Source organism: Streptomyces sp. Inha503 (assembly GCF_047215865.1).
In the GTDB taxonomy this organism is placed as follows: Bacteria; Actinomycetota; Actinomycetes; order Streptomycetales; family Streptomycetaceae; genus Streptomyces; species Streptomyces lycopersici.
The window spans coordinates 10833463-10860001 of sequence record NZ_CP178360.1; the positions used below are offsets into that span (position 1 = coordinate 10833463).

General features: G+C 73.7%; 17 protein-coding genes. 13 read left to right on the plus strand and 4 right to left on the minus strand.

Going from position 1 to position 26539, the window contains the following annotated elements; translation table 11 throughout:
- Positions 1-293 precede the first annotated feature (293 nt).
- From ACJX2R_RS45160 to ACJX2R_RS45185, 6 genes are all read left to right on the plus strand, one after another.
- Complete coding sequence (locus tag ACJX2R_RS45160) at positions 294-488, plus strand: DUF5999 family protein (RefSeq protein ID WP_078956464.1); 195 nt, start codon at positions 294-296, stop codon at positions 486-488.
- A complete protein-coding gene (locus ACJX2R_RS45165; protein WP_413104823.1) occupies positions 485-982 on the plus strand; it encodes an ATP-binding protein in 498 nt (165 codons plus the stop codon). The genes ACJX2R_RS45160 and ACJX2R_RS45165 overlap by 4 nt, the downstream gene beginning before the upstream one ends.
- A gap of 248 nt (positions 983-1230) precedes the next feature.
- Positions 1231-4131, plus strand: a complete 2901-nt coding sequence (locus ACJX2R_RS45170; protein WP_413104824.1) for a helix-turn-helix transcriptional regulator — start codon at positions 1231-1233, stop codon at positions 4129-4131.
- A gap of 58 nt (positions 4132-4189) precedes the next feature.
- Entirely contained in the window at positions 4190-6946 is a 2757-nt protein-coding gene (locus ACJX2R_RS45175) for an AAA family ATPase (protein ID WP_413104825.1), read from the plus strand.
- The gene (locus ACJX2R_RS45180) at positions 6936-9746 is read left to right on the plus strand and encodes an AAA family ATPase (RefSeq protein WP_413104826.1); all 2811 of its coding nucleotides are present in this window, start codon (positions 6936-6938) and stop codon (positions 9744-9746) included. Before ACJX2R_RS45175 ends, ACJX2R_RS45180 begins: the two co-directional genes overlap by 11 nt.
- Before the next feature lie 331 nt (positions 9747-10077).
- Positions 10078-10683 (plus strand): LuxR C-terminal-related transcriptional regulator, encoded by a 606-nt coding sequence (locus tag ACJX2R_RS45185; protein ID WP_051573486.1) that lies wholly within the window; start codon positions 10078-10080, stop codon positions 10681-10683.
- A 78-nt stretch (positions 10684-10761) separates the two neighbouring features.
- Here the strand turns inward: ACJX2R_RS45185 and ACJX2R_RS45190 are convergent, their stop codons facing one another.
- On the minus strand, positions 10762-12447 hold the full coding sequence (locus ACJX2R_RS45190) for a PucR family transcriptional regulator (RefSeq protein WP_262697620.1): 1686 nt from the start codon (positions 12445-12447) through the stop codon (positions 10762-10764).
- Between the two features lie 202 nt (positions 12448-12649).
- Between ACJX2R_RS45190 and ACJX2R_RS45195 the strand changes: the two genes are divergently transcribed.
- The 3 genes from ACJX2R_RS45195 to ACJX2R_RS45205 all read left to right on the plus strand — a co-directional run bounded on the left by ACJX2R_RS45195 (position 12650) and on the right by ACJX2R_RS45205 (position 17177).
- Positions 12650-13909, plus strand: a complete 1260-nt coding sequence (locus ACJX2R_RS45195) for an aspartate aminotransferase family protein (RefSeq protein WP_037957403.1) — start codon at positions 12650-12652, stop codon at positions 13907-13909.
- A gap of 88 nt (positions 13910-13997) precedes the next feature.
- Positions 13998-15470, plus strand: a complete 1473-nt coding sequence (locus ACJX2R_RS45200) for an NAD-dependent succinate-semialdehyde dehydrogenase (protein WP_413104827.1) — start codon at positions 13998-14000, stop codon at positions 15468-15470.
- A gap of 138 nt (positions 15471-15608) precedes the next feature.
- A complete protein-coding gene (locus ACJX2R_RS45205) occupies positions 15609-17177 on the plus strand; it encodes a CAP domain-containing protein (RefSeq protein WP_413104828.1) in 1569 nt (522 codons plus the stop codon).
- A 36-nt stretch (positions 17178-17213) separates the two neighbouring features.
- Here the strand turns inward: ACJX2R_RS45205 and ACJX2R_RS45210 are convergent, their stop codons facing one another.
- Positions 17214-17951, minus strand: a complete 738-nt coding sequence (locus ACJX2R_RS45210; RefSeq protein ID WP_413104829.1) for a peptidoglycan-binding domain-containing protein — start codon at positions 17949-17951, stop codon at positions 17214-17216.
- A gap of 182 nt (positions 17952-18133) precedes the next feature.
- Here ACJX2R_RS45210 and ACJX2R_RS45215 point away from each other — a divergent pair, with 182 nt between their 5' ends.
- Positions 18134-19387: an FAD-dependent oxidoreductase gene (locus ACJX2R_RS45215; protein WP_413104830.1), complete on the plus strand. Its 1254-nt coding sequence runs from the start codon at positions 18134-18136 to the stop codon at positions 19385-19387.
- Between the two features lie 57 nt (positions 19388-19444).
- On the opposite strand, the gene ACJX2R_RS45220 is transcribed toward ACJX2R_RS45215, so the two are convergent.
- The gene (locus ACJX2R_RS45220) at positions 19445-20965 is read right to left on the minus strand and encodes an amino acid permease (protein WP_413104831.1); all 1521 of its coding nucleotides are present in this window, start codon (positions 20963-20965) and stop codon (positions 19445-19447) included.
- 57 nt (positions 20966-21022) lie between these two features.
- Positions 21023-22030 carry a hypothetical protein gene (locus ACJX2R_RS45225; RefSeq protein ID WP_413104832.1) on the minus strand — a complete coding sequence of 336 codons (1008 nt, stop codon included), beginning with the start codon at positions 22028-22030 and terminating at the stop codon, positions 21023-21025.
- Between the two features lie 266 nt (positions 22031-22296).
- On the opposite strand from ACJX2R_RS45225, the gene ACJX2R_RS45230 reads away from it, so the two are divergent.
- From ACJX2R_RS45230 to ACJX2R_RS45240, 3 genes are read left to right on the plus strand one after another with little or no spacing between them, the layout of a single operon-like run.
- A complete protein-coding gene (locus ACJX2R_RS45230) occupies positions 22297-23793 on the plus strand; it encodes an FGGY family carbohydrate kinase (RefSeq protein WP_413104833.1) in 1497 nt (498 codons plus the stop codon).
- Between the two features lie 48 nt (positions 23794-23841).
- Entirely contained in the window at positions 23842-25269 is a 1428-nt protein-coding gene (locus ACJX2R_RS45235) for an NAD(P)/FAD-dependent oxidoreductase (protein WP_413104834.1), read from the plus strand.
- Positions 25266-26519 carry an NAD(P)/FAD-dependent oxidoreductase gene (locus ACJX2R_RS45240; protein WP_413104835.1) on the plus strand — a complete coding sequence of 418 codons (1254 nt, stop codon included), beginning with the start codon at positions 25266-25268 and terminating at the stop codon, positions 26517-26519. The genes ACJX2R_RS45235 and ACJX2R_RS45240 overlap by 4 nt, the downstream gene beginning before the upstream one ends.
- The last annotated feature ends 20 nt before the right edge of the window (positions 26520-26539 follow it).

Sequence of the window (26539 nt, forward strand, 5' to 3'; positions counted from 1 at the left end):
CGATGCCTCGCACGGCCCCGGGTGGGCGGGACCCTGCGCCCGCACGGACCCGAAGCCCTGTTTCCAGGCTATGCCCGGGCCGGGCCGCCGCACACACCCCGGGCGGGCGCCGGGCGGGGGTCACCGGGGGTGATCGGCGGCCGCCCGTCCGTGACCGCACCGGCGGGGGAGGGGAGCGGGACAGGTACCGATGCGGGGATATCTCCCCTCGCCGCGCCCGGCCGCGCGGGACCAGGATGGTGGCCTCGGTGAGTTCCGCCGCCTTCCATGGCGGAAGATCGAAGGTTCGGACCATGTGCCTCCATCAACCCCAATGTCCTCCCGCCGACGCACCGGATCACGATTCGGCGCGCCCGGTGGCCTCCCACCCCGAGCAGGGATGGAGCCTGCTCTGCAACGGAGTGGTGATCTTCGCGGACACGGGTGAGATCCTTCCCGACGGGCGCGCCATCCCCGCCCCCCGGACCAGCCCCGACCCCTCAGCATGAACGCCACCACCCTCACGAACGGCCCCCCGATGAGCACCGCGCACCGCCCCGACACGGTGCCTCCCGCCACCAGCGGCGGGACGTCCTGGCTGCTCCCCTCCGAGCCGTCCTCGGTGCCGACGGCCCGGCGGCTGGCGCTCGCCCAGCTGTCGGCGTGGACCCTGCACGACTTCGCCGATGACGCCGAACTGCTCGTCAGCGAGCTGGTTACCAATGCTTTGCGGCACGCGGGTGGACCGATCCGCCTGACGCTCTCCCTGTGCTCCGTCGACCGCGCCTTCCGCTGCGAGGTGGCGGACGAGGACCCCGGGCAGCCCCGGGTGCGCCGGGCGTGCGGCGATGACGAGGGCGGGCGCGGACTCCATCTGCTGGATCTGCTCTCCCGCTGCTGGGGATCCACCTGTACGGCGGCGGGCAAGGTCGTCTGGTTCGAGCTCCACCCGCCTGCCACCGCCCTGGAGGCCGCCCTGGAAGAGGCCCGAACGACCCCGTGATCGTTTGCCGACGAAGGGAGATGCCATAGACGACTTCACGCCTCGTACCCACACAGTGATACCGAACGGCCCGGAGACGGAATGGTGAACGCCCTCACCACGCCTTCCGTCTCCGGGCCCGGCTGTTCGCGCTCCGGGCCCGAATGATCGAAATTGATCGTCGTCATTGCGCTCGTGTAGCCTGCTGATCGCGTCAGCAGCACACACTTTTCCGAAATTCTTCGTATTTTGTGGCTCGAGGAGGCTGCGTGGTGGACCGGAAAACGGATTCCGGTTTACCCGGCGCGCTGGTCGGGCGCGCCGCCGAACTCGCCGCGCTGACCGCCCACGCGGAGGCCGCCCACGGCGCCCGCTCCGGTCTGGTGGTCCTGTCCGGTCCGGCCGGAATCGGCAAGACCAGCCTGCTGCGCGCCTTCCTCGACGGTGAAGCCTGCCGGAAGATGACCGTGCTGTACGGCGCCTGTGGTGAAGTGGTGGCCGGCGCCGGATACGGCGGCGTACGCGCCCTCTTCGGAAGCCTCGGGCTCTCGGCCGAGGACGCCCAGGACTCCCCGCTGCTGCGCGGCAGCGCCCGCCGCGCCCTCCCCGCGCTCAGCCCCCGCCCCGGCGAGGAGGGGCCGCCCACGGCCGCCAGCGTCTACCCGGTGCTGCACGGCCTGTACTGGCTCGCCGCCAACCTGATGACCCAGGGCCCCCTCGTGCTCGTCCTGGACGATGTGCACTGGTGCGACGAGCGCTCCCTGCGCTGGATCGACTTCCTGCTGCGCCGGGCCGACCAACTGCCGCTGCTGGTGGTGCTCGCCCAGCGCAGCGAGGCGGAGCCGGTCGCCCCCGCGGCCCTGGCGGACATCCTCGCCCAGCCGCGCTCCGCGGTGATCCGCCTCGACCCGCTGACCGACGCCGAGGTGGCCGAAATGGCTCACCAGGTTTTCGACGCCCCCGTCGCGCCCTCCTTCGCCGAGCGCGCCGCCGCCGTCTGCGGCGGCAACCCGCTGACCGTCACCCGGCTGCTGCGCGAGCTGCGGGCCAAGGGCGTGGCACCCGACGAGACCGGCATCCGCGAGATCGCCGAGGTCGGGAGTTATGTGGTCGCCCTGTCCGTGCGCGCGCTCTTCGACGCCCGGCCCGACTGGGTCCGGGACGTGGCCACCGCCATCGCGGTGCTCGGCGAGGAGGAGGCGGAGCACATCGGCGCGCTTGCCGGAGTGCCCGCCGCCCGTGTCGCGGAGGCCGTGGAGCAGCTGCGCGAGGCCGAGCTGATGGCGCCGGACCGGGCGGACCTGGCCCATGACGTGGTGCGCTCGGCGGTGCTGGAGGCCGCCGGGGCGGAGCGGCTGGCCGAACTGCGGGCCAGGGCGGCCCTGCTGCTGAGCGACGCCGGACGGCCCGCCGAGGAGGTCGCCAACCAGGTGCTGCTGGTGCCCGGCACCCCCCAGCCGTGGATGGGCTGGGTGCTCCGGGAGGCCGCGGCCCAGGCCGAGCACCGCGGCGCCCCGGAGGCCGCCGCCCGCTATCTCTACCGGGTCCTGGAGGCGGAGCCGGACAGCCTGTCGGCGCATGTCCCGCTCGCCAAGGCGCTCGCGGAGATCAATCCCGCCGAGGCCATCCGCCTGCTCAAGCGGGCGCTCACGCTGGCCACGGACATCCGCACCAAGGCGCCCATCGCCGTGCAGTTCGGCCTCACCTGCCTCACCGTCCAGCAGTCACCGGCCGCCGTACGGGTGCTCAGCGAGGTGCTCGACGAACTCGAGGCCGAGCTGGGGGCCGACCCCGATCCGCGCGACCGCGAACTGCGCACCCTCGTCCAATCGACGCTGCTGATCAGCGGTTCCGACGAAAAGGCCACGATCCACACGGTCCGGGAGCGCTTCACGCGCATCCCCGAACCCGCCGGGGACACCCCCGCCCAGCGCCAGATGCTCGCCATGATGACGGTTCTCTCCGCGATGGAGGGCCGCTCGGTAAAGCGGGCGGTGGGGCAGGCCCGCCGCGCGCTGGGCTCGGCGGACCGGCTCGACAACTGGTCGCTGCTCTTCTCCGCGTTCACCCTCGGCCTGGCCGACGAGATCGAGGAGGCGATGGAGACCCTGGAGCACGCGCTGCGCCACGGCCAGGACAACGCCGCGGTCTGGTCGTATGTGATCACGCTGTCCTACCGCGCCCTGCTGCTGCACGGTGTCGGCGCCATCCCCGACGCCCTCGCCGACGCCCAGACCGCCGTCGAGATCATCGGCGAGGAGCGCTGGAGCGCCAATGTGACCATGCCGCAGACGGCGCTCGCGACGATCCTGATCGACCGGGGCGAACCGGAGCGGGCCGAGGAGTTGCTGGCCGCCGTCACCCGGCCGAACCTGGACGGGTTCGTCATGGAGTACCACTCGTACCTCATGGCCCGCGCCCGGGCCCGCTGGGCGCTCGGCGACAGCGCCACCGCGCTGCGGCTGCTGCTCGACTGCGGCGCCTCCCTGGAGGAGTCCGGCTTCGCCAACCCGGTGTTCCTGCCCTGGTGGGCCGAGGCGGCCTGTCTGCTCGCGGCGGAGAAGCGGGCGGACGAGGCGCGGGACCTGGTCGAGCACGGCGCCGAACTGGCCCGCCGCTGGAGCACCCCGCGCGCCTTCGGGCTCGCCGCCCTCGCCCGCGGGGTGACCACCCCCGGCGAGGAGGGCATCGCCCAACTCACCGAGGCGGTCGAGCACTTCTCCGGGTCGCCCGCCCGCTCCGAGCACGCCCGGGCCGAGTTCCTGCTCGGCGGGGCGCTGCTGGACGCGGGGCGGCCGCGCGAGGCCCGGGAGCGGCTGCGCTCGGCCGTCGACCTCGCCCAGGGCTGCGGCGCGCTCGCACTCGCCAGGGACGCCCGCAGCCGGCTGGTGGCCGCGGGCGGCCGGATGCGCGAGATCACCGCCTCACCGGTGGACCTGCTCACCGGCACCGAGCGCAAGGTGGCCCAGATGGCCTCGCGCGGGGCGGGCAACCGCGAGATCGCCGAGTCGCTGTTCGTCACCGTACGGACCGTTGAGACCCATCTCACCAGCGTCTACCGGAAGCTGAGCGTGGGTCAGCGCGGGGAGCTGGCCTCGGTGCTGAACACCCCGAACCTTCCCGATCCACAGGCCCCCGCGTGGGTCTTCGCCTCACGCGGCCGGCGCTGACGCGCGCACGGTGGTTCGGTGACAGGTCCATGTCCCACCCCAGGCATATAGTCACACCATGCAGCTCAACGGGCTCCCGTTCCCCGGACGTGAACGAGAGCAGGCCATGCTCGCCCAGACCGTCGCCGATCTCGGCCGGGGCCGTTCCTCGGTGGTGACACTGATCGGCAGGCCCGGCTACGGACAGAGCCGCCTGCTGAACCTCGCCGCCCGGCTGGCCGAGGACCAGGGCTTCCGCGTACTGCGCGCCAAGGCGACCCCCGGTGAGCGCGATGTGCGCCACGGCGTGGTGGGACAGCTGCTCGCCCCGATGGACGGCCTCACCGAAGGCTCGTTGAAGGCCCTGACCGGACAGGGGCCCGAGAGCCGCTTACCGGGCCTGGCCGAGTTGCTGCGGACCGCCCGGGAGCGGCCCACACTACTGGTCGTCGACGATGTGGAATGGCTGGACCCGGCCTCGGTGCGCTGGTTCGGGGCGCTCATCCGGCGGCTGCCCGACGCCCGGATAGCCCTCCTGATCGGTGGCACCGGCCGGCTCCGCCCCGGCGCGTGCCCGCTGTCCACCGCGCCGCAGCAGGTGATCACCCTCGAATGCGAACTGGCCCCGCTCGCCCCGCGCGACGTGGCCGCCACGGTCGCGCTGATCTGCGGCCGCCCCGGCGACAACGCCTTCATCTCGGCGGCCCGGGAGGCGAGCGCGGGCAACCCCGAGGTGCTGTCCGAGGCACTGCGCCGCTTCACCAAACACGGCTACGCGCCGGTCGCCGGGCGAGTGCCGGAACTGTCCACCATCAGCGAGGCCGTGGGCGGTGAACACGCCGCCCGTGTGCTCGGAGGGCTGTCCGACACGGCCGTCGCGCTCGTCCGCGCGCTCGCCGTCTGCGGCGATCTGCTGGATCTCTCCCTGCTCTACGCGCTCGCCGGACCCAGCGCCGCGAGCGAGCCCGGACTGCCGGAAGTCCTCCAGGAGAGCGGGCTCGCCATCGCCTCCGGGACCGGGTTCCGGCTGAGCCGGCCCGAGGCGCGCGGCTGGATCCTCGCCGAGATGCCCGTTGACGAGCGGGCCGAACTCCACGCCCGCGCGGCCGAGTTGGCCTACCGGGCGGCCGTGGCCGACGAGGACATCGCCCGGCTGCTGCTCGCCGCACGCCCGGTCGACGAGCCCTGGGTGATCCCCGTGCTGCGCCGCACCTGCGCCGCAGCGCTGCGCCTGGGCCGGACCGCCCAGGCGATCGCCTGTCTGTCCCGGGCGCTGGAGGAGCCGCTGGACCCGGCGCCACGCGCGCGGCTGGGCCTCGAACTCGCCGCCATCGAAGTGCTCGCCGCCCCCGAGGCCGCGGTCCGCCGACTGGCGGAGATCATCCGCACCGGGGACGGCGGGCCCGGCCCGATCCGGGTACGCGCCGCCGACCTCGGGCTCTCCCGCGGCGACGACAAGGCGCTGCGCCGCGCGATCGTCGACGTGCTGCCCTCGACCGACGGCGAGGAACGGGGGGCGCTCGCGGGGCTGTTCTGGCTCACCGAGTCCGACGGGCCGGACGACACCGATCTGGTCCCGGACGGGATCCCGCCGCTGCCCGACGACCCCGTCTGCCCGGTGCAGGCCGCGGCGCGCGCCTGGCGGCTGGCCCTGCGCGGGGCGGACCTGCCCACCGCCCGGACGCTGGCCCATCGGGTCTTCACCCTGGACGGCGGCGCGGGCGCCCTGATCCTGCCCCGGCTCACCGCCGCCCGTACCCTGCTGCTGACCGACGACCTGGACGAGGCCGAGGTCCGGCTGGACATCCTCCACACCGATCTGCGCCGGCGCCACGCCCGTGCGGCCGCCGCCCAGGCCCTGGCCGTCCGCGGCGAGCTGAATCTGCGGCGCGGCCGGCTCGACATGGCCGAACGGGACGTGGCCGCCGCCGAGCGGTCACTGCCCCGCTCCCTCTGGCACCGCTACACCGTCCCGTATCTGCTGGCCGTCCGGATCCTCATCGCCCTGGAGAACGGCGACCTCGGCCAGGCCGGTGTGCTCGCGGCCGCCTCCGCCCCCGCCGAGTCGCGAGAGGGCGCCTCCTGGGGCTATCTGCTCTTCGCCCGGGCGCTGGTGGCGGTCAAGGACGACCGGCTGCCCGAGGCGGCGGAGCTGCTCCGGGCCACCGGCAGATGGCAGTTGGGCCGCAGGCGGATCAACCCCGCCCTGATGCCGTGGCGTTCGATGGCCGCCCGGGTCCACGACGCCCTCGGGGACCACGAGGAGGCACGGCGGCTCGCCGACGAGGAGCTCGCGCTGGCCCGGTTGTGGGGCGCTCCCAACACGCTCGGCTGGGCCCAGCTGGGCGCCGGACGGGTGGCCCGGGAGGGGCGGGTCGAACGGCTCCGCGAGGCGGTGGCCACCCTGCGCGGCACCCCGGCCCGGCTCGCCTACGCGGGGGCCCTGATGGAGCTGGCCACGGCCGAGCTCGACACCGGGAACCCGCGCGCCGCGGCCCCCCTGGTGGCCGAGCTGTTCACCTTCGTCATCGCCCACCGGCCCTCCAGCAAGCTGGTCGCGAAGGTGCGCGAGCTGTCCGAGCGGACGGGGCCCTCCGCCGTCCGCGGACGCGTCCCGCATCCGGCGTGGGCGACGCTGACCGAACCCGAGCAGCGCACCGCCTCCCTCGTCGGACTCGGACATGGCAACCGGGAGATAGCCGAGACCCTCTCCGTCAGCAGACGCACCGTGGAGCTGAGGCTCAGCGGTGCGTACCGAAAGCTGGGGATCGGCGGTCGCGCGGAGCTGATCGCGTTGCTGCGGGCGGCACAGGGAGGCGGAATCGATGTTGCTTGAACGGGAGGCCGAGCTGGCGCAGGTCGCGGAGGCCCTGCGGGCCGCGGCGGCGGGGGACTCGTCGCTGCTGTTGCTCACCGGCCCGCTGGGCACCGGCCGGACCGCGCTGCTGCACCAGCTGCCGATGCTCGGCGAGGGCGAGAAGATCAGGGTCCTGCGCGCCAACGCCGCGCCCATGGAGCAGGACTTCGACCTCGGCGTGGTACGCCAGCTCTTCGACAGCCTGCTCACCGGCGCCCCGGAAGAGCTCCGCGGGCAGCGCATCGAGGCAGACGTCGACCTGTGCCGGACGGTCTTCTCCGACGACGTCCCGCCGCTCGACGAGGACGGGGCCGTCACCATCCCCGAGGAGGCGCTGTACGGCCTGCGCTCGGTGCTGGCCACCGCCGGCGCCGAGCGCCCGCTGCTCATCCTCGTGGACGATCTGCAATGGGTCGACACCCCATCGCTGCGCTGGCTCGCCTTCCTCGTCAAGCGGTTGCACGGGCTGCGCGCCGTGGTCGTCTGCGCGCTGCGGGACGGCTACCGGCGCCCCGGGGACCCACTGCTGCGGGAGATCGTCGAGGCGGCGCGGCGGGTGCTGCGCCCCGCGCCGCTGTCGCTGGGCGCCACCAAGGAAGTGATCCTCGAGCAGTTCGGCGTGCCGGGGGACGAGGAGTTCGCCCGCGCCTGCCACGAGAGCTCCGCGGGCAATCCGCTGTTCCTGAAGTCGGTGCTGGCGGACCTGGCCGTGCGCGGCCACCGGCCCACCGCCGAACACGCCGAATCGGCCCGCTCCTCGCGCCCCGCCCAGCTGCGCGAGCGGCTGGCCAGCTCCCTGCGCGCCCAGCCCCGGCCCCCGCGCGACCTGGCCGCCGCCATCGCGGTCCTCGGCGACCGGGCCGAACCGGACCTCCTGGGCCGGCTGGCCGGGCTGGACCAGATCGGCTTCCGGGCCGCGCTGCGCGACCTCCACCAGCTGGGGCTGCTCGCCGCCGAGCAGGAGCCGCGCTTCCTGCACCGGGTGGTGCAGGACGCCGTCGAGTCCTCGATGACCGTGGCCGAACGGGAGCGGCTGCATGACGCCGCGGCAGCCCTGATGTACCACAACGGACGCCCCGCCGAACTCGTCGCCGCCCAGCTCTTGGCCGTCACCAGCTCCGACCACCCCTGGGCGGTGGAGGTGCTGCGGGCAGCGGCGGACACCGCGCTGCGCCGCGGCGCGCCCCGCACCGCCGCCCGCTATCTGCGCCGCGCACTCCTGGACGGCTCGCTCACCGGGGAGGGCCGGGCCCGGCTGCTGATCGATCTGGCCACCGCGGAGCGCGCCTTCGACCCGGCCGCCTGTGAACGCCACATCTCCCAGGCGATCCCCCTGCTGACCACGGCCAGGCTCAGGGCCGCCGCGGCCCTGCGGATCTCGCCCACCATCGTGGGCCTCGGGCCGCCATCGGTCGTCGATCTGCTGCACCAGGTCGCCGAGGATCTGGGGCCCGCCGCCTCGCTGGAGGGCACGGCGCGCGATGTGGCGCTGCGGCTCGAGGCGCGGCTGCGGCACGCCGGACACGAGGACCCGGCGGAGCTGGCCGCGGCGGTCGAGCGGCTGTCCGCGCTGGGGGAGGAGCCGCCGCTGATCACCTCCGCCGAGCGCGAGCTGACGGCGGTGCTGCTCAACTCGGCGGTGCTGACGGCCCGCTGGCCCGCGGCCGAGGTCTCCCGGCTGGCCAATCGCATCCTGGAGCGCGAACCGGCCACCTCCGACCAGGTCCACACCCCGCTGCCGCTGGTGGTGATCGGGCTGGTGGCCGCCGATTCGGTACGGGGGATCAGCTCCTGGCTGGCGATGGAGCGGCAGACGCGGCGGCAGGGCGGCACGGTCGTGGACGCGCTCGTCAACGTCCAGCAGGCCATGGTGCTCGGCGCCCGCGGCCGCGTCGCCCAGGCACGTGAGTACGCCGAGCGCGCCGTGCGGCTGGCCGAGGTGCACTGGCAGGAGGTCGGGGTCGTCTCCACCCTCGCCCTCACCCGCGTCGCCCTTGACCTCCAGGACTCCGCGTTGATCGAGCGGATTCTGGACGGCCCCGGGCGGCGCCGCTCCTCGAGCCTGGCCCTGACCGCGGCGCTCCAGTTCGTCAAGGCGGCGCAGGACGCCGAGCAGGGCCGCTGGACCAGCGCCCTGGAAACCCTCCTGGCCTGCGGCCGGCAGCTGGAGGCGTCGGGCTGGCGCAATCCCGTGCTCTTCTCCTGGCGGCCCTGGGCGGCCGACCTCCACCGGCGGGTCGGCGACCCCCACGCGGCCGGGGCGCTGGCCGAGGAGGAGCTGCTGCGGGCGACGGAATGGGGCGCCCCCGTGGCGCTCGGCCGCGCGCTGCGGGTGAAGGCCCGGCTGACCGAGGGTGACCAGGGGGTGCGGCTGCTGCACGAATCGGTCGACGTGCTGCGCGCCTCGGCCAATGAACTCGAACTCGCCCGCACGCTGCTGCTGCTGGGCAAGCGGCTGAGGCCGGGCGGCGGCGAGGCGGCGGCGGTACTCCGGGAGGCCGCGGCCCTGGCCTCGGCGTGCGGGGTGCCACGGCTGGTCGAGCGGATCCGGGCGGCGGACGGCAGCGGTGCGGCGGCCGCCCCGCCGGAGGCGACCCTCACCCGTACCGAACGCACCGTGACCTCCCTCGTCGGACGCGGACTGACCAACCAGGAGGTCGCGGCCGAGCTGGGGGTGAGCTCCCGCGCCATCGAGAAGCATCTGACGAGTTCCTATCGCAAGCTGGGCGTCTCCGGGCGGCGCGAGCTCATCGAGCTGCTGCCTCGCATGCATTCGTGAACGGAGCGTTAACGGCGATAATTGGACGCTGTTTGACGAGGATTCGTGAACCGACCGTACCGGCCCACCGAAGGGGTGGGGTGCGGACCGAACCTTCGGGGCACCCCACCACGGGATTGGGTGGCGACACCCCTGTTGACGTTGACTTCCGTGCCCGTAGATCCCTAGTCTCAATTCTGAAATGAACATTTGGAATTGAATATCGATATTCAATTCCGAATACTGAGAATTAGGAAGGGATGGCAGTCCCTTGGCATTGCCTTTACTAGCGGATTCGGCTCGGCCAACCCCCCACGAGCTTGGACACGAGCAGACCGAGTACACGGATCTATTGCGCCAGTTCGATCAGCCAGGGGCGTGTGTCGTCTGTCTCGACCCGTCGCTCATCGTCCAGCAGGCGAACCGGGAATTCTTCCGGCAGTTCGACGACGCCTCCTCGGACGTGTGCGGCCGCGACTTCTGTGACCTTGTCCACCCCAGCGTCCGGCAGGCGCTGAAGCGGCAGTTCACCCGGCTCCTCGACGGCTCCCGCCACCGGTTCACCACCCATGTGGTGGCCATCGGGGCCGAGGGGGCCGCCTTCACCAGCGGGCTCACCGCCGTGGCGGTGCGCGAGGGCACCGCCCATGTGGCCTCGATCCTCGTGGTGATGCGTCCCACGGCGGGTGGCGAGGAGGTGGAGATGGTCACCAACCGTAAGAAGCTCCTCACCGAGACCGAGGCGCGCATCCTGGAGGGCATCGCCGCCGGGCTCTCCACCATCCCCCTGGCCTCCCGGCTCTACCTCAGCCGGCAGGGTGTCGAGTACCACGTGACGCGGCTGCTGCGGAAGCTGCGGGTGCCCAACCGCGCGGCCCTTGTCTCCCGCGCGTACTCCATCGGCGTACTCAACGTCGGCTGCTGGCCGCCAAAGGTCGTCGACGACTTCATCAAATGACCTCCGCACCGCGGAGGTCCACGAACGCGCCACGGCCGGCCCGGATTCGATCCGGGCCGGCCGTGGCGCGTCGCCGTCTCAGGACGGGGCCGGGCCCCGGGACAGCCGCAGCAGGCGGAAGGCGGTGAGCGCCACATGGAGCTGGGTGCGCTGCTCACCCGACTCCAGATCGCAGCCCAGCACCCGCTCCACCGAGTGCAGCCGCTGGTAGAACGCCTGCCGGGACAGGTTCGCGCGCTTGGCGGCCACCGTCTTGTTGCCCGCCGCGTCCAGGAAGGTGTGCAGCACCGGCAGCAGATCGGTGCCGTGCCGCTCGTCGTAGTCCACCAGCCGTCCCAACTGCCGCTCCACGAACTCCTGGAGCCGCACATCGCCGCGCAGCGCGTACAGCAGCTGCCGCAGCCCGATGTCGGACAGCTCGTGGAACGCCTTGTCCGGCGTCCCCGGAACGGCGGCGTCCGCGACCCGCGCCGCCTGCTGGAACGACCGGGCGGTCTGCGACAGGTCCGACACCTCCGAGCCGACGCTGATCACGGCGTCCGGCCGGGACTCCCGCACCGACCGGCTCAGCCGCTCCACCAGCGGCCGCCACGGCGTGGCGGCGGGCAGGGCCAGCAGCACCCCTATGTGGTCACCGGGCACCGCGCCGACCAGTACGGCGGCCCCGGCCGCCCCCAGCTCGTCCGTCAGCCGGTCCTCCAGCTCGGTCGTCTCCCCGGCGCCGGGCCCGGGGCTGACCAGCACCACCATCAGCCGGCGGCCCGCGACCGGCACGCCCAGCGCCTCGGCCCTCGCCCGGGCCTCGCCCCTGGACCGGCAGCGCTGCTCCACCAGGTCCAGCAGCAGTGTGCGCTGGGCCCGCCGCTCCCAGCGGGTGTGATGGGTGAGCCGGGCGATGGTCAGCGCCGTGGCGGTGCGCTCCAGGACCATCGCGTCCTCGGGGCCGACCGCAGGGTCCCGGGCCCCGTCCGGGAGCATCAGCAGCCGCCCCCACCGCTCGCCCCGGTACTCCACCGCGGTCACCAGCCAGTCCTCCGGACCGCTCAGCCCGGTCCGGTCGGGCGAGGGCGTGGCGCGCGAGCGCCGCTCCCAGCCGGTCAGCGCCCCCTCCACCCCGCGCCCCGGCGAACCACAGATCACGGCCTGGTGCACCAGGTTCTCCAGCACCACGGGGTGCCCGCTCATCTCGGCCGCCATGTCCACCACCTCCTCGGGCCCGGCGCCCCGCAGGGTCAGCGCGGTGAAGGTGTCATGGACGTCCTGGGCCCGGCGCAGGCTCTCCACCTGACTGCCGACGATCAGGGAGTGGAGCACCTGAGTGACCTCCACGAAGTTCACCGTCCGCGAGAGCAGGACGAGCGGGAAGTCCCGCGCCAGACAGGCCCGTACCAGCTCCGAGGGCGGCCGGTGGTAGCGCCGCACCAGCTCGATGACCAGTCCGGCGGCGCCGACGTCCGCGAGCTCGTCGACATACCGGCGGACCAGCGCCGGGTCCTCGGGCAGCGGCATCCCGGTGGTCAGCACCAGCTCCCCGCCCTTGAGGAAGGACGCGGGGTCCAGCAGCTCGGTGATGTGGACCCAGCGGACCGGCCGGGCCAGCTGCCCATGGCCGGAGACCACCTCCGGCGCCCCGGCGGCCAGCACCGGCAGCCGCAGCACCTCGGCGAGGCTGAGCGGCGGACGCCCCGGGATCCGCGGGGCCTCGGCGGGCCGGGGCAGCGGCCGTCCGGCAGCGTCGTACGCGGTGCCGCCGGAGCCGTTCATGCCGCTCACTCTGGCAAGCCCGCACGCCGAGCGCAACCACGATCCCGGCCGACCTCTTGACAAGGCCCTTCCCCGGGGTCGTTGACAGATCGTCCATAGCGATCACCACCCCGCGACACAGTGATCATTGTCCTGACCGGGTCCGCCCCCTCACCCTCGAAGTGTCCGAGCGCATCGCCGACCCGTGGGTGTGGGAGAGAACATGACCAATCTGTCGCCGCAGCTCCGTCAAGCCACTCCGGTGGTCGCCGTCCGCGGAGAGGGCGCCTACATCGACGGCGAGGACGGGCGGCGATACCTCGACTTCACCGCGGGCATCGGCGTCACCAGCACCGGGCACTGCCATCCGCGGGTCGTCGCCGCCGCCCAGGAGCAGGTGGGCACCCTCATCCACGGCCAGTACACGACCGTGATGCACCCGCCGCTGCGGCGGCTGGTCGAGAAGCTGGGCGAGGTGCTCCCCACCGGCCTCGACAGTCTGTTCTTCAGCAACTCAGGCAGCGAGGCCGTCGAGTCGGCCCTGCGCCTGGCCCGCCAGGCCACCGGCCGGCCCAACGTCCTGGTCTGCCACGGCGGATTCCACGGCCGCACCGTGGCCGCCGCCTCCATGACCACCTCCGGAACCCGCTTCCGGTCCGGTTTCTCGCCCCTGATGAGCGGTGTCGTGGTGACCCCGTTCCCCACGGCCTACCGGTACGGCTGGGACGAGGAGACCGCGACCCGGTTCGCCCTGCGGGAGCTGGACTACGTCCTCCAGACCATCTCCCCGCCCGACGACACCGCCGCGATCATCGTCGAACCGGTGCTCGGCGAGGGCGGCTACGTGCCCGCCACCGAGGGCTTCCTCCAGGGCCTGCGGGAGCGGGCCGACCGCCATGGCTTCCTGCTGATCCTGGACGAGGTGCAGACCGGGGTGGGCCGCACCGGACGGTTCTGGGGCCATGACCACTTCGGTATCCGCCCCGACATCCTGGTCACCGCCAAGGGGCTGGCCAGCGGCTTCCCGCTGTCCGGCATCGCCGCCTCCGAGGAGCTGATGAGCAAGGCCTGGCCCGGTTCCCAGGGCGGCACCTACGGCGCCAACGCCGTGGCCTGCGCGGCGGCCGCCGCCACCCTCGACGTGGTCCGCGAGGAGAACCTCGTCGCCAACGCCGAGGCCATGGGGGCGCGGCTGCGCAGCGGTCTGGAGGACGTGGCCGCCAAGACCCCCGCCATCGGCGATGTGCGCGGCCTCGGCCTCATGCTGGCCAGTGAATTCGTCACCGCTGACGGCGAGCCGGACCCGGCGACCGCGGCCCGGGTGCAGCGCGCCGCCGTGGACGAAGGGCTGTTGCTGCTCCTGTGCGGCGCCTGGAACCATGTGGTCCGGATGATCCCCGCCCTCGTCGTCGACGAAGCGGCGATCGACGAGGGTCTGCGCGCCTGGTCCGCCGCCGTCAGTGCCGGAACAGCGGATTCCTGACGCGCACCGCACGTCACCCACGGGAGCCCGATCCGCCCGCCGGTCCGAACCCCTCGGACCGGCGGCGGTCCGATAGGAGATTGCCCCTATGTCCACCCCCTCGTACCCCTCGGCCGCCGAGGTCCTCGCCGCGGTGCCCAAGCAGCTCTACATCGCCGGGTCGTGGTCCGACGCGGCGGGCGGCCGGACCATGCCGGTCGACGATCCGGCCACCGGCGAGGTGCTGTGCGACATCGCCGACGCCGCCCCCGCCGACGGGCAGCGCGCCCTGGCCGCGGCCGAGGAGGCCCAGGAGAAGTGGGCGGCCACCGCGCCCCGCGCGCGCAGCGAGATCCTGCGCCGCGCCTATGAGCTGATCGTGGAGCGGGCCGACGCGCTCGCCGCGCTGATGACGGCCGAGATGGGCAAGCCGCTCGCCGAGGCGCGCGGAGAGGCGGCCTACGCCGCGGAGTTCTTCCGCTGGTTCTCCGAGGAGGCCGTGCGCGTCGAGGGCGGGTTCTCCACGCTGCCGGACGGCAAGAACCGCATGCTGCTGATGCGCCGCCCGGTCGGCCCCTGTCTGCTCATCACGCCGTGGAACTTCCCGCTGGCCATGGGCACCCGCAAGATCGGCCCGGCGATCGCCGCCGGCTGCACCATGGTGCTCAAGCCTGCCCCGCAGACCCCGCTGTCCAGCCTGGCGCTGGCCGCGATCCTGTCGGAAGCGGGGCTTCCGGCCGGGGTGCTCAACGTGGTCACCACCTCCCGCGCCGGAGAGGTCGTGGAGCCGCTGCTGACCGGCGGCCACATCCGCAAGCTCTCCTTCACCGGCTCCACCCAGGTCGGCCGCACCCTGCTCGCCCAGAGCGCGCCCGCGGTGGTCCGCACCTCCATGGAACTCGGCGGCAACGCTCCCTTCATCGTCTTCGAGGACGCCGACCTCGATGTCGCGGTCGAGGGCGCCATGACCGCGAAGATGCGCAACATGGGCGAGGCGTGCACGGCGGCCAACCGCTTCTTCGTCCACTCCTCCGTGGCGGCGGAGTTCGCCGACCGGCTGGCCCGCCGCATGGGCGCGCTGGAGGTCGGCCCCGGCAGCCGCGCCGGTGTCCAGGTCGGGCCGCTCATCGACCGGGCGGGCCGTACCAAGGTCGAGGAGCTGGTCGCGGACGCCGTGGCACGCGGCGCCGAGGTCCTGGTCGGCGGCAGCACCCCCGAGGGCCCCGGGTGCTTCTACCCGCCGACCGTGCTCACCGGCGTCTCCCCGGCCAGCCGGCTGATGGAGACCGAGATCTTCGGACCGGTCGCGGCCGTGCTCACCTTCGACGACGAGGACGAGGTGCTCGCCACCGCCAACGACACCGAATGGGGCCTGGTGGGCTATGTGTTCACCCAGGATCTCAACCGCTCGCTGCGGGTGAGCGAGCGGCTCGAGGTCGGCATGGTCGGCCTCAACACCGGACTGGTCTCCAACCCCGCGGCCCCCTTCGGCGGCGTCAAACAGTCCGGGCTCGGACGCGAGGGGGGCCGCGTCGGCATCGACGAGTTCCTGGAGTACAAGTACGTCGCGGTGCCGGTCTGACCGCCGCCACACTGCCAGGCCCGGTCCCGCGAGGATTCGCCGGACAGGGCCCAGGGCGCCCGCCGGAACCGCCGGGGGCGCCCGGCCGTTGCCCCCATTGACGCGTTGCCTCCGGATACGCGGCGATGAGGAGCGGACATGGTCGAGTTGGTGCCCGGCGGGAACCAGGCGCTGCCCGACGGCGCGCTGACCATCCGGGTGCCGGGCCCGTTCGACCTGTCCGCGCTGATCACCGGCGAGGACGGAAAGGTCGCGGGCGACGGCGACTTCGTCTTCTTCAACCAGCCCACCGCGCCCGGCGCCCGGCTGGACGGCGACACCGTCACCCTGCGGCCGCGGTCGCTGCGGCCCGGCGCCGCCCGGGTCACCCTCGTCATCAGCCCCGCCGACCCGGGCACCCCGCTGGGGCGGCTCCCGGCGCCCGTGCTGAGCGTCCTGGACGAGCGGGGAGCGCCGCTGGCCCGGTTCGCCCCGCCGCGCCCCGCGCGGGAGACGGTGCTGCTGCTCGCCGAGGTCTACCGCCGTGGCGATGGCTGGAAGGTGCGGGCGATCGGCCAGGGGTACGCCGACGGACTGGCCGGGGTGGCCCGGGACTTCGGCGTCGACATCGCCGACGACGGAGCCCCCGCGCCCGCGTCACCCGGGCCCGGGTCCCCCGCGCCCCGGTCCTCGGCGCCCGGGTCCCTCGCGCCCCGGTCCCCGGCCCCCGCGTCCCCCGGGCCCGGGTCGCCCGCGTCCGGGTTCCCGGCGTCCGGGTCGCCCGCGTCCGGGTTCCCGGCGTCCGGGTCGCCCGCGCCCGCACCCGCGTCCCCCGTACCCGCGTCGCCCGCGTCCGTGCCTCCCATGCCTCTCGCGGCTCCCGCCACGGCGTCCAGTGCCCCCGCGCGTCCCGTCCCGCCGCCCGGCGCCCCCGCGCCCGCCGACGCGGCCTCGCGGCAGGCCCTCGACATGGTGAACGCGGCGCGGGCCCGGGCCGGGGCCGCGCCCGTGGCCCTCGACGGACGGCTGACCGCGGCGGCCGGGGCACACGCCCGGGCCATGGCCGCCCACGGCGCGCTGGCGCTGGAGGGCCCGGACGGCATCTCGCTCTTCCACCGGATCGCCACGCACGGATACCGCCCGCTGACCATCGCCGAGCACATCGTCTCCGGGCCGCGCACCCCACGCGAGTTCGTGGACTACTGCCTCGAAGGCGCCGAGCGCCGGGGCCCGTTCCACGACCCGGCCCTCGTCCACCTGGGCATCGGCCGGGCCGACGGACCCACCACCGGGGACGTCTACTGGACGGCGGTATGGGCCCGGCCGTTCACCCCGGACGGGCTGCTGGGCCTGGCCTCCGAGGTCATCGCCCGCACCAACGCGGAGCGCGCCGCCGCCCGGCTCGCGCCCCTCGCCCCCGACCCGCGGCTGACGGCGGCCGCGCAGGCACACAGCGACGACATGGTGGCCCGCGACTTCTACTCCCACACCGGCCCCGAGGGGCAGCAGCCCTGGTACCGGGCACGGGCCGCCGGGGCCACCCACCGCGGCGTCGGCGAGAACATCGCATGCGGCCAGCGCTCCCCGGAGGAGGTGGTGCGCGGCTGGATGAACAGCCCGGGTCACCGGGCCAACATCCTGAAGCCCGACTTCACCCATATCGGCGTCGGCCATGCCACCGGCAGCCGCGCGGGCACGTACTGGACCCAGGTCTTCGGCGCCGTCTGATGGCACCCCGCCCCTGTCCGCCTCCGGCCGTGGCGTTCAGGTCCGCGACTCCAGACTGCGCCGGGTGGCGCTCCCGTACACCCCGTTCGCGTCGCCCCGGATCCCGTACCACACCTGGAACCGGGAGACGGCCTGGGCCAGCGTCTGGTCGTACTGGCCGTTGACCTGCCCGTCCTGATACACGTTCGGAATCCGCAGCAGCCGCTTCTGGAGCTCGGTGACCTCCGGGCCGGTGCTCCCGAGGGTCAGCACATCGCCCGGGTCGCCCGGCGGCGGCAATTGGTCGTCCGCGCCCTGGGAGCCGGGGGCGCTCGGCGTCTGCGGCGCGCCGGGGGTCGCGGACGCGGTGGACGCGGTCGGTGTGGCCCCGCCCCCGGCCGCGCCGGACGCCGAGTCCCGGTCCACCATCACCACCAGCGAGAGGGCGACCCCCGCGCCGAGCCCGGCCAGCACCAGCAGGGCGGCGCTGGGGCGGCGCCGCCCGGCCGGGGCGGGCGGTACGGGCGGTTGGTCGGGCGCGGCCGGCGCCTCCTGCGGGGGCCAGGCGTCGGCGGCGGAGGGGCCGCCCGTCATCTCCTGGGTGTCGTCATCCGCCATGGGCGGCGCCTCGGGCGGCAGCTCGGTGCCCGGCGGCCGGAAGAGGTCGAGCTCCTCCATCCACCCCTCGACCGGCCCGTCCGGGGCATCGTCGTACTCCGGCGTCGAGGGGAAGATGGCGGTCGGCTCGATCACCTGGCGCCCGGCTGGTCGGTCCGGATCGGGTTCGGCTGCCATACAGACCTCCTTATACGCCCCACACCATCACGCGGGGATACGGACGCGGGCGCGGGAAGATTCAAGCCGATCGTGAACCGGAGGCCCCGGAGCCCCCGCGGCGCCGGTGTGGCGTGGCGCCGCCGGGTAACCCGTCCTGAGAGGGTGCCCATGGCCTCGGGGACGTCGAAGGGAGCCATGAGATGGAGCGGACCACATGCTGTGTGGTGGGCGGCGGGCCCGCCGGGATGGTCCTCGGCCTGCTGCTGGCGCGGGCCGGGGTGGAGGTCACCGTCCTGGAGAAGCACGGGGACTTCCTGCGCGACTTCCGCGGCGACACGGTGCACCCCAGTACGCTGCGGCTCCTGGACGACCTGGGCCTCGCCGACCGGTTCGCGGCCCTGCCGCAGCGGCATGTGCACTCCATCCAGCTGCCCATAGGGCGGGGTGGCGAACTGTTCACGGTCGGCGAGATCGGCTCACTGCCGGGGCAGTACAACTACGTGGCGATGGTGCCGCAGTGGGACCTGCTCGATCTGCTGGCGGACGAGGCCCAGCGGGAACCCACCTTCCGGCTGCGGACGGATACCGAGGTGACCTCCTTCCTCATGGAGCGCGGACGGGTCACCGGGGTGCGCTACCGCGACCGCGCGAGCGGCTCCACCGGCGAGCTGCGCGCCACCCTCACCGTGGCCTGCGACGGCCGGGGATCGCTCGCCCGCGACCTGCCGGAGCTGGGACTCCAGGAGTTCGCCTGCCCGATGGACGTCTGGTGGTTCCGGCTGCCGCGCGAGGAGGGCGACCCCCAGGGGCTGGTGGGCAATGTCGGTGAACGCTTCCTCACCGCGATGATCGACCGTGGTGACTACTGGCAGTGCGCCGCCCTGATCCCCAAGGGGGCCGACGCCAAATGCCGCGCCGAAGGCCTCGACCGGTTCCTCGCCGCGTTCACCGAGGCCACCCCGTGGATGCGGCGGGAGCCGGCCGGCCGTGAGCCGGGCCCGCGGTCCTGGGACGAGGTGAAGCTGCTGAACGTACGGATGGACCGGCTCCGCCGCTGGCACCGCCCCGGACTGCTGTGCATCGGGGACGCGGCCCACGCGATGTCGCCCGTGTTCGGGATCGGCATCAACCTCGCGGTCGAGGACGCGGTCGCCGCCGCCCGCCATCTGGCCCGGCCGCTGCGTGAGGGCACCGTGGGCCTCGCCGACGTACGCGCCGTCCAGCGCCGCCGGTGGCCGACCACCGTCGCGACGCAGGGGTTGCAGCGGATCGCCCACGCCCGGGTCATCGGGCCGCTGCTGCAAGGGCGTTCACCGGCCGCCGGAGGGGAGCCGCTGCGACTGGCCCAGGTGCTCACCAAGGCGCCCTGGCTGAAGCGGGCGCCCGCGTACTTCCTCGCCTACGGCGCGGGCCGGGAGCGGCCCCCGGCCGAGTCGCTGCGCCGTTCCGGATGAGTCGTCGAAGCCGGGTGCGGAACCCTCCGCACCCGGCTTCACGCATACGAGGAGCCGTCAGACGATGCCTTCGGCGATCTCCGCCTGCTCGCGCGCCGAGCCGTACGCGGACGGCGTGTTGTACGAGCGGCGGGCCACGAACCACCAGATCGTGGCCAGCAGCAGCACCACGGCCAGCGCGATCGAGGCGTAGTTCATCGAGTCCACCGTCACCGGACTGGACTGCGGCAGACAGAACAGCACCGTCACGACCGCCACCCACACCACCGCGATCCAGCCCACCGGCTTGCTCCAGCGGCCTAGGCTCCACGGGCCCGGCTGGAACCGGTCCCCGGCGCGCAGCCGCAGGAAGACGGGGATGGCGTAGGCGGGGGTGATCCCGATGACGTTGATGGCGGTCACCGCGCCGTAGGCCGTTTCGGAGTACAGGGACGGCAGGGCCAGCACACAGGCCACCGCCACCGACAGCCAGACCGCGTGCACCGGCGTCTGGGTCCGGGTGCTGACCCGCTGCCACAGCCGTGAGCCCGGCAGTGCGCCGTCCCGGCTGAAGGCGAACACCATCCGGCTGGCCGCCGCCACCTCGGCGTTCCCGCAGAACAGCTGCGCCACGATGACGATGAGCAGCATCGCGGTGGCGCCGCCCGTGCCCAGGGCGTCGATCAGGATCTGCGCAGGCGGCACTCCGGTGGCGCTTCCCTGGGTGCCGGTGTAGTCCTGGATGGCGAAGGTGAGCCCGGCCAGCAGTACGAATCCGGCCACCCAGGACACCCAGATGGCGCGGACGATCCCCCGGGCGGCGTAGACGGAGGCGTTGGAGGTCTCCTCGGACAGATGCGCGGAGGCGTCGTAGCCGGAGAAGGTGTACTGGGCGAGCAGCAGTCCGATCGCGGTCACGTACAGCGGATTCGACCAGCCGGTGTCATTGACGAACTCGGTGAAGACGAATTCGGGCGACTGGTGGTGGGAGGGCACGATCGCCAGCGCGCCGACGATGATGGCGACGCCCGCCAGGTGCCACCACACACTGACCGAGTTGAGCACGCTCACCAGCCGTACTCCGAACAGATTCAGCGCCGCGTGCAGCAGCAGAATGCAGACGAAGATGAGCATGGTCGATTCCGGTGTGGGATCGAATCCCCACTGGAGGTTGAAGAGCGCTCCGGTGAACAGGGCGGCGCCGTAGTCGATTCCGGCGATGGCCCCGAGCAGCCCCAGCAGATTGAGCCAGCCGGTGTACCAGCCCCAGGTCCGTCCGCCCAGCCGGTCGGCCATGTAGTACAGCGCTCCCGAGGTGGGGTACGCGCTGGTCACCTCGGCCAGGGCGAGCCCGACGCACAACACGAAGAGCCCCACTCCGGCCCAGCCCCACATCATCACCGCGGGGCCTCCGGTGTCCAGCCCGAAGCCGTACAGCGTCATACATCCGGAGAGAATGGAGATGACCGAGAAACTGATGGCGAAATTGCCGAAGCCGCCCATGCGGCGGGCCAGGACGGGTTGATAGCCGAGCTCACGCAGCCGCTGTTCATCGTCCCGGTGGGGGGCGGGACTCGAACTCGACCATGCGGTGGACATGAATGTACCTCCGAATGCTGGGGCGGGCGAGGGGTGGTACAGGTGGGGGAGGTCGGCTCAGCCGCCGGCCCCGGGTCTTGGCCCACGGGCGCCGGCCAGTGAGCGGACCCGGGCGCGAAGAAACATTTCTTCAGCCAGGGCCCGGTCGGCGGTGTCGCGGGTGCGGTAGGCCCAGGGGAGCGGGGTGAAGTACGGCCCCAGCGTCTCGAAGACGCGGGCCGCGTCGGGGAACAGCAGCGCGCCCCACAGGGCGTGTGCCAGATGGTTGAGATCGAGCAGGGAGCTCGTGGTGACATCCGCGTGGTCGAACCAGCCGTTCAGTGCCTTCTGCGCGTCCCGGGTGGCGTCCTCGGTGGCCCAGTGGAGGTCGAGGGCCTTTTCGTAGCCCCGTTCCTCGCGGTACCGCTCGACATGGACGTACAGCGGCAGCACGTGCAGCGCGGAGCCCTCGGGCGCGCCCGAGGCCACCCACTGCACGAAGTTGACCGCCTCGGCCAGCGAACCCCCGGCCCGTCGGGCGTACACGAACTGGAGCATCCGGTGGTACGCCTCGCGGTTATGAGGATCGCGCCGGTCGGCCTCCGCCAGCAGCCCCCAGGGGCCGGGGAAGAGCAGCGGACCCGGCGGGGCCACCCGGTGTTCCTCCTGCCGCTGCTCCTTGTCCAGCTGGGCCAGGGCCAGCAGACACACCCAGGGCACCGGGTCCGCCGGGGAGTGGTGCGCGGCCAGCTGGCAGGACTGCCACGCCTCGCGCCACAGTTCCCGGGTGCGGGGGTGTCCCTCGCGGTGTGCGCGCACCGCGCGCTCCACCCCGACCCGGGTGTGCATCACCAGCGCCGCCACGCTCCGCGGCTCCTCGGTCCGCCACGCCTCCACCACGTTGGATCCGGCGGCGGCCGTGGCCAGCACCTGGGTGCGCTGGGTCCACAGCGACCAGGTGGGAGTCTCCGCGAGCAGATTGCGCATCGATATCCAGCGCCCGGTGCGTAGATCGTGCAGCGCCACGCGCAGCCCGCCGTCATAGCCCGCGGGGTGGTACACGGGGCGGAACTCTTCCTCGGGCATCGGATGACTTTCGTACGGAGCTGACGTACCGGACGCGGGAAAACGAGGTGCCTGGGGGATGGTTGCAGGGATCTTATAGTCCCGGCGCAACGATTCGGGAACGGGGGACTCCGGTGCGTGCCCGAACGGGCCGTCTTGACGCCCGCCCCGCGCCTGCACCAGGCTTTCCGGCAAGATCCGCGCCCCGTCCCGCGAGCGCGCCGTCCCCGAGCCCGAGCCGTCCCCGAGCCCGAAGCGATCCGCCCGTCCCGAGCGAAGAACCGGACATGCTGCCTGCTGAGCGTCGCCACCGCACCCCGGCCGACCCCGCGACCGGCCCGGTCCTCGCCATCGACCAAGGCACTTCGGGCACCAAGGCGCTGGTGCTCTGCCCGGAGCGCGGGGTGATCGGCTCCGCCGAGGTGCCCGTACGGCCCCGTCATCTGCCCGGCGGACTGGTCGAGGTCGATCCGGCAGCGCTGCTCACCTCGGTCCTCGAGGCCGGGCGGCAGGCTCTCGCGGCCGCGGAGAAGCCGGTGGTGGCGGTCGGTCTTGCCAACCAGGGCGAGACCGTACTGGCCTGGGACCCCGTCACGGGAGAGCCGCTGACGGACGCCCTGGTCTGGCAGGACCGGCGGGCCCAGACGGTGTGCGAGCGGCTCGCGCCGCACGCCGGGACGTTGCGCGAACTCACCGGTCTGCCGCTCGATCCGTACTTCGCGGCGCCCAAGATGGCGTGGATCCGGCGCCATCTGACCGGCGAGGGCGTGGTCACCACCAGCGATGTGTGGCTGGTCCACCGGCTGACCGGCGCGTTCGTCACCGACGCCGCCACCGCCGGGCGCACCGGACTGCTCGACCTCGACCGTGTCGCCTGGTCCCAGAAGGCGCTGGACGTCTATGGGCTGACCGCCGAACGGCTGCCGCGCGTCGTCGACGCCGCGGGGCCGGTCGGCACCACCACGGCCTTCGGCGGCGAGGTCCCGCTCACCGGACTCCTGGTCGACCAGCAGGCCGCCCTGCTGGCGCAGCGGGTGACCGAGGCGGGCACCGCCAAGTGCACCTACGGCACCGGCGCCTTCCTCCTCGCCCAGACCGGCGACCGGCCCCGGCGCGGCCCCCACGGCCTGGTGTCCTGTGTGGCCTGGCGGTTCGGCGGGCGCACCAGCTACTGCCTGGACGGGCAGGTGTACACCGCCGCCTCCGCGGTGCGCTGGCTCAGCGACCTGGGGGTGATCCAAGGGCCCCGGGACCTCGACCCGGTCGGGGGGACCGTGCCCGACACCGGGGGAGTCACCTTCGTACCCGCGCTCGCCGGACTCGCCGCTCCGTGGTGGCGCGGCGACCTCAAGGGCTCGCTGACCGGGCTCGGCCTCGACACCACCGCCGGACATCTGGTGCGCGCCCTGTGCGAGGGCATCGCCGCCCAGGTCGTGGAGATCGCCGAGGCGGCCGCCTCCGACCTGGGCGCGCCGCTGACCGTCCTGCGGGTCGACGGAGGACTGACCCGCTCGGCGCTGCTGATGCAGACCCAGGCCGATCTGCTCCAGCGGCCGGTGGAGGTGTCGGCGCTGCCGGACGTCACGGCGCTGGGGGTGGGCGCCGCCGCCCGGATGGGGCTGGACCCGGGCCTGACGGTCGAGCAGGCGGTTCCCGCGTGGGAGCCCGCCGCCGTCTACGAACCGCGGATCGGCGCGGAGCGGGCCGCCGAGCGGCTGGCCGCCTTCCGCTCGGCCGTGGCCGCGCTGCTGGACCACGCGCCGACGGCCGCCGACCACGACTGAGGACCCCGCGCACCAGGAGCCGTGTCCACCGCCGAGCAAGGGACCAGCATGACCGTTACGACCACGGGTGACCTCCCCGACGAGGTCTACGACGTGGCCATCGTCGGCGCCGGGGTGGTCGGCGCCGCCATCGCCCGCGAACTGGCCCGCTACCGCTTGCGGACCGCCCTGGTCGAGGCGTCGAACGACGTCGGCAACGGCACGTCCAAGGCCAACACCGCGATCCTGCACACCGGCTTCGACGCCACCCCGGGCACCCTGGAGGCCCGCCTGGTGCGCGAGGGCTACCAGCGGCTGACCGCCTACGCCGCCGAGACCGGCATCCCGCTCGAACCGCTCGGCGCGCTGCTCGTCGCCTGGGACGCGGAGCAGCTCGCCGCGCTGCCGTCGCTCGCCGAGAAGGCCGCGCGCAACGGCTATGACGAGACGGCCATCCTCGACACCGAGGCGGTCTACGCCCGCGAACCCCACCTGGGCCCCGGTGCCCTCGGCGCGCTCGAGGTCCCCGGCGAGAGCGTCATCTGCCCCTGGACGACGACGCTCGCCTACGCCACCCAGGCGGTCCGCGCGGGCGTCGCCCTGCATCTGAACTGCCCGGCCGGCGCCATCACCACCCGGGCGGACCACCACGAGATCGCCACCCCGCGCGGGGTGCTGCGCACCCGTCACCTGGTGAACGCCGCGGGGCTGTACTCGGACGAGATCAACCGGCGGCTCGGCCACGAGGAGTTCACCGTGACCCCGCGCCGCGGCCAGCTCATCGTCTTCGACAAGTTCGCCCGCGGCCTGGTCGACCACATCCTGCTGCCGGTGCCCACCGCGCTCGGCAAGGGCGTGCTGGTGGCGCCGACCGTGTACGGCAATGTGATGCTCGGCCCCACCGCCGAGGACCTCGACGACAAGACCGCCACCGGATCGTCGGCCGACGGACTGGCCTCGCTCCGCGAGAAGGGCGCGCGGATCCTGCCGGAGCTGCTGGAGGAGGAGGTCACCGCCGTCTACGCCGGGCTGCGCGCCGCCACCGAGCACGGCGACTACCAGATCCGCGCCGACCCCGGGCGGCGGTATGTCGCCGTGGGCGGCATCCGCTCCACCGGGCTCACCGCCTCCATGGCGATCGCCGCGCATGTGGCGGAACTCCTCGCCGGCTGCGGTCTTGACCCTGGGCCCGAGCGGGAGATCGAGCCCGTGCGGATGCCCACCATCGGCGAGGCGTTCCCGCGGCCCTACCAGCGCGCCGACCTCATCGCCGCCGACCCCGCGTACGGCACCGTGGTCTGCCACTGCGAACGCGTCACCCGGGGCGAGATCCGCGACGCGCTGACCGCCACTGTGCCACCGGCCTCGCTGGACGGCCTTAGGCGCCGCACCCGGGCCCTGGCCGGGCGCTGCCAGGGATTCTTCTGCGGCGCCGCGGTGCGCGCCCAGTTCGAGGCGGCCACCGCGGCCCAGGACCGGACGGAGGCTCGGCGATGACCCCCGTCGACCGTACCCACCGCACCGTCGACGTCCTGGTCATCGGGGCCGGACCGGCCGGACTCGCGGTCGCCGCGCGGCTGGCCGCCGCCGGGGTGGACCGGGTGGAGATCCTCGACCGCGAACAGCGCGCGGGTGGCATCCCCCGCCACTGCGACCACACCGGATTCGGGCTGCGCGATCTGCGCCGGCTGATGACCGGACCGGACTACGCCCGCCACCACATCGCCGCCGCCACCCGCGCCGGGGCCGTGCTGCGCACGGGGGTCACGGCCACCGGCTGGGCGGCGCCGCGGACAGTGGACGTCACCGGCCCGACCGGCCTGGAACGGATCACCGCCACGGCCGTCGTCCTGGCCACCGGCGCCCGGGAACGCCCGCGCAGCGCCCGGCTGGTGCCGGGCACCCGGCCCGCGGGTGTCTTCACCACCGGGGAGTTGCAGCAGGCCGTCCATGTACACCATCAGAGCGTCGGCCGCCGCGCCGTCATCGTCGGCGCGGAACGGGTCAGCTACTCCGCGGTGGCCACCCTGCGCCGGGCCGGGGCCGAGGTCGCCGCCATGGTCACCGACCTGCCCCGCCACCAGACCCACCCGGCGCGCCACCTCGGCACCCGGCTGCGCCATGGCGTTCCGCTGGTCACCGACGCCACCGTGGCCGAACTGACCGGCCGGGCGCGGCTGGAGAGCGTACGGCTGCGGCACCGGGACGGCAGGACCGCGGCCATCGGCTGCGACACCGTGGTGTTCACCGGCGACTGGATCCCCGACCACGAACTGGCCAGAAGCGCCGGGATCGCCCTCGACCCCGGCACCCGGGGCCCGGCCACCGACGCCGAGTTCCGCACCGGCGAGCCCGGGGTCTTCGCCGTGGGCAATCTGCTGCACCCGGTCGAGACCGCCGATGTCGCCGCCCTCGACGGCCGGTTCGCCGCCGCGCCCGTACTGCGCCATCTCGCGGGCGCGCCATGGGCCCCGGGACCGCTGCCGGTGCGGGTCGAGGCGCCGCTGCTGTGGATCTCACCCAACCGGCTCACTCCGGACGGGCCCCGTCCGCCGCGCGGCCGGTTCACCCTGCGCACCACGCGGTTCCTGACCCGGCCGGTGCTCACCGTCAGCCAGGACGGCCGGACGCTGCACCGCGGGCGCCTCCCTCATACGGCGGCGCCCAACCGGCCGTTCCATCTGCCGGCCGGCTGGATCGCCGGGGCCGACGCACACGGCGGCCCCGTGCGCATCACCGCGGACTGACCGGGCCTTACGAGGTGTCC

Coding starts and splice junctions, on each gene's coding strand:
- ACJX2R_RS45160 (WP_078956464.1), top strand. CDS start 294: ATGTGCCTCCATCAACCCCAATGTCCTCCCGCCGACGCACCGGATCAC.
- ACJX2R_RS45165 (WP_413104823.1), top strand. CDS start 485: ATGAACGCCACCACCCTCACGAACGGCCCCCCGATGAGCACCGCGCAC.
- ACJX2R_RS45175 (WP_413104825.1), top strand. CDS start 4,190: ATGCAGCTCAACGGGCTCCCGTTCCCCGGACGTGAACGAGAGCAGGCC.
- ACJX2R_RS45180 (WP_413104826.1), top strand. CDS start 6,936: ATGTTGCTTGAACGGGAGGCCGAGCTGGCGCAGGTCGCGGAGGCCCTG.
- ACJX2R_RS45190 (WP_262697620.1), bottom strand. CDS start 12,447: ATGAACGGCTCCGGCGGCACCGCGTACGACGCTGCCGGACGGCCGCTG.
- ACJX2R_RS45195 (WP_037957403.1), top strand. CDS start 12,650: ATGACCAATCTGTCGCCGCAGCTCCGTCAAGCCACTCCGGTGGTCGCC.
- ACJX2R_RS45200 (WP_413104827.1), top strand. CDS start 13,998: ATGTCCACCCCCTCGTACCCCTCGGCCGCCGAGGTCCTCGCCGCGGTG.
- ACJX2R_RS45205 (WP_413104828.1), top strand. CDS start 15,609: ATGGTCGAGTTGGTGCCCGGCGGGAACCAGGCGCTGCCCGACGGCGCG.
- ACJX2R_RS45210 (WP_413104829.1), bottom strand. CDS start 17,951: ATGGCAGCCGAACCCGATCCGGACCGACCAGCCGGGCGCCAGGTGATC.
- ACJX2R_RS45215 (WP_413104830.1), top strand. CDS start 18,134: ATGGAGCGGACCACATGCTGTGTGGTGGGCGGCGGGCCCGCCGGGATG.
- ACJX2R_RS45220 (WP_413104831.1), bottom strand. CDS start 20,965: ATGTCCACCGCATGGTCGAGTTCGAGTCCCGCCCCCCACCGGGACGAT.
- ACJX2R_RS45225 (WP_413104832.1), bottom strand. CDS start 22,030: ATGCCCGAGGAAGAGTTCCGCCCCGTGTACCACCCCGCGGGCTATGAC.
- ACJX2R_RS45230 (WP_413104833.1), top strand. CDS start 22,297: ATGCTGCCTGCTGAGCGTCGCCACCGCACCCCGGCCGACCCCGCGACC.
- ACJX2R_RS45235 (WP_413104834.1), top strand. CDS start 23,842: ATGACCGTTACGACCACGGGTGACCTCCCCGACGAGGTCTACGACGTG.
- ACJX2R_RS45240 (WP_413104835.1), top strand. CDS start 25,266: ATGACCCCCGTCGACCGTACCCACCGCACCGTCGACGTCCTGGTCATC.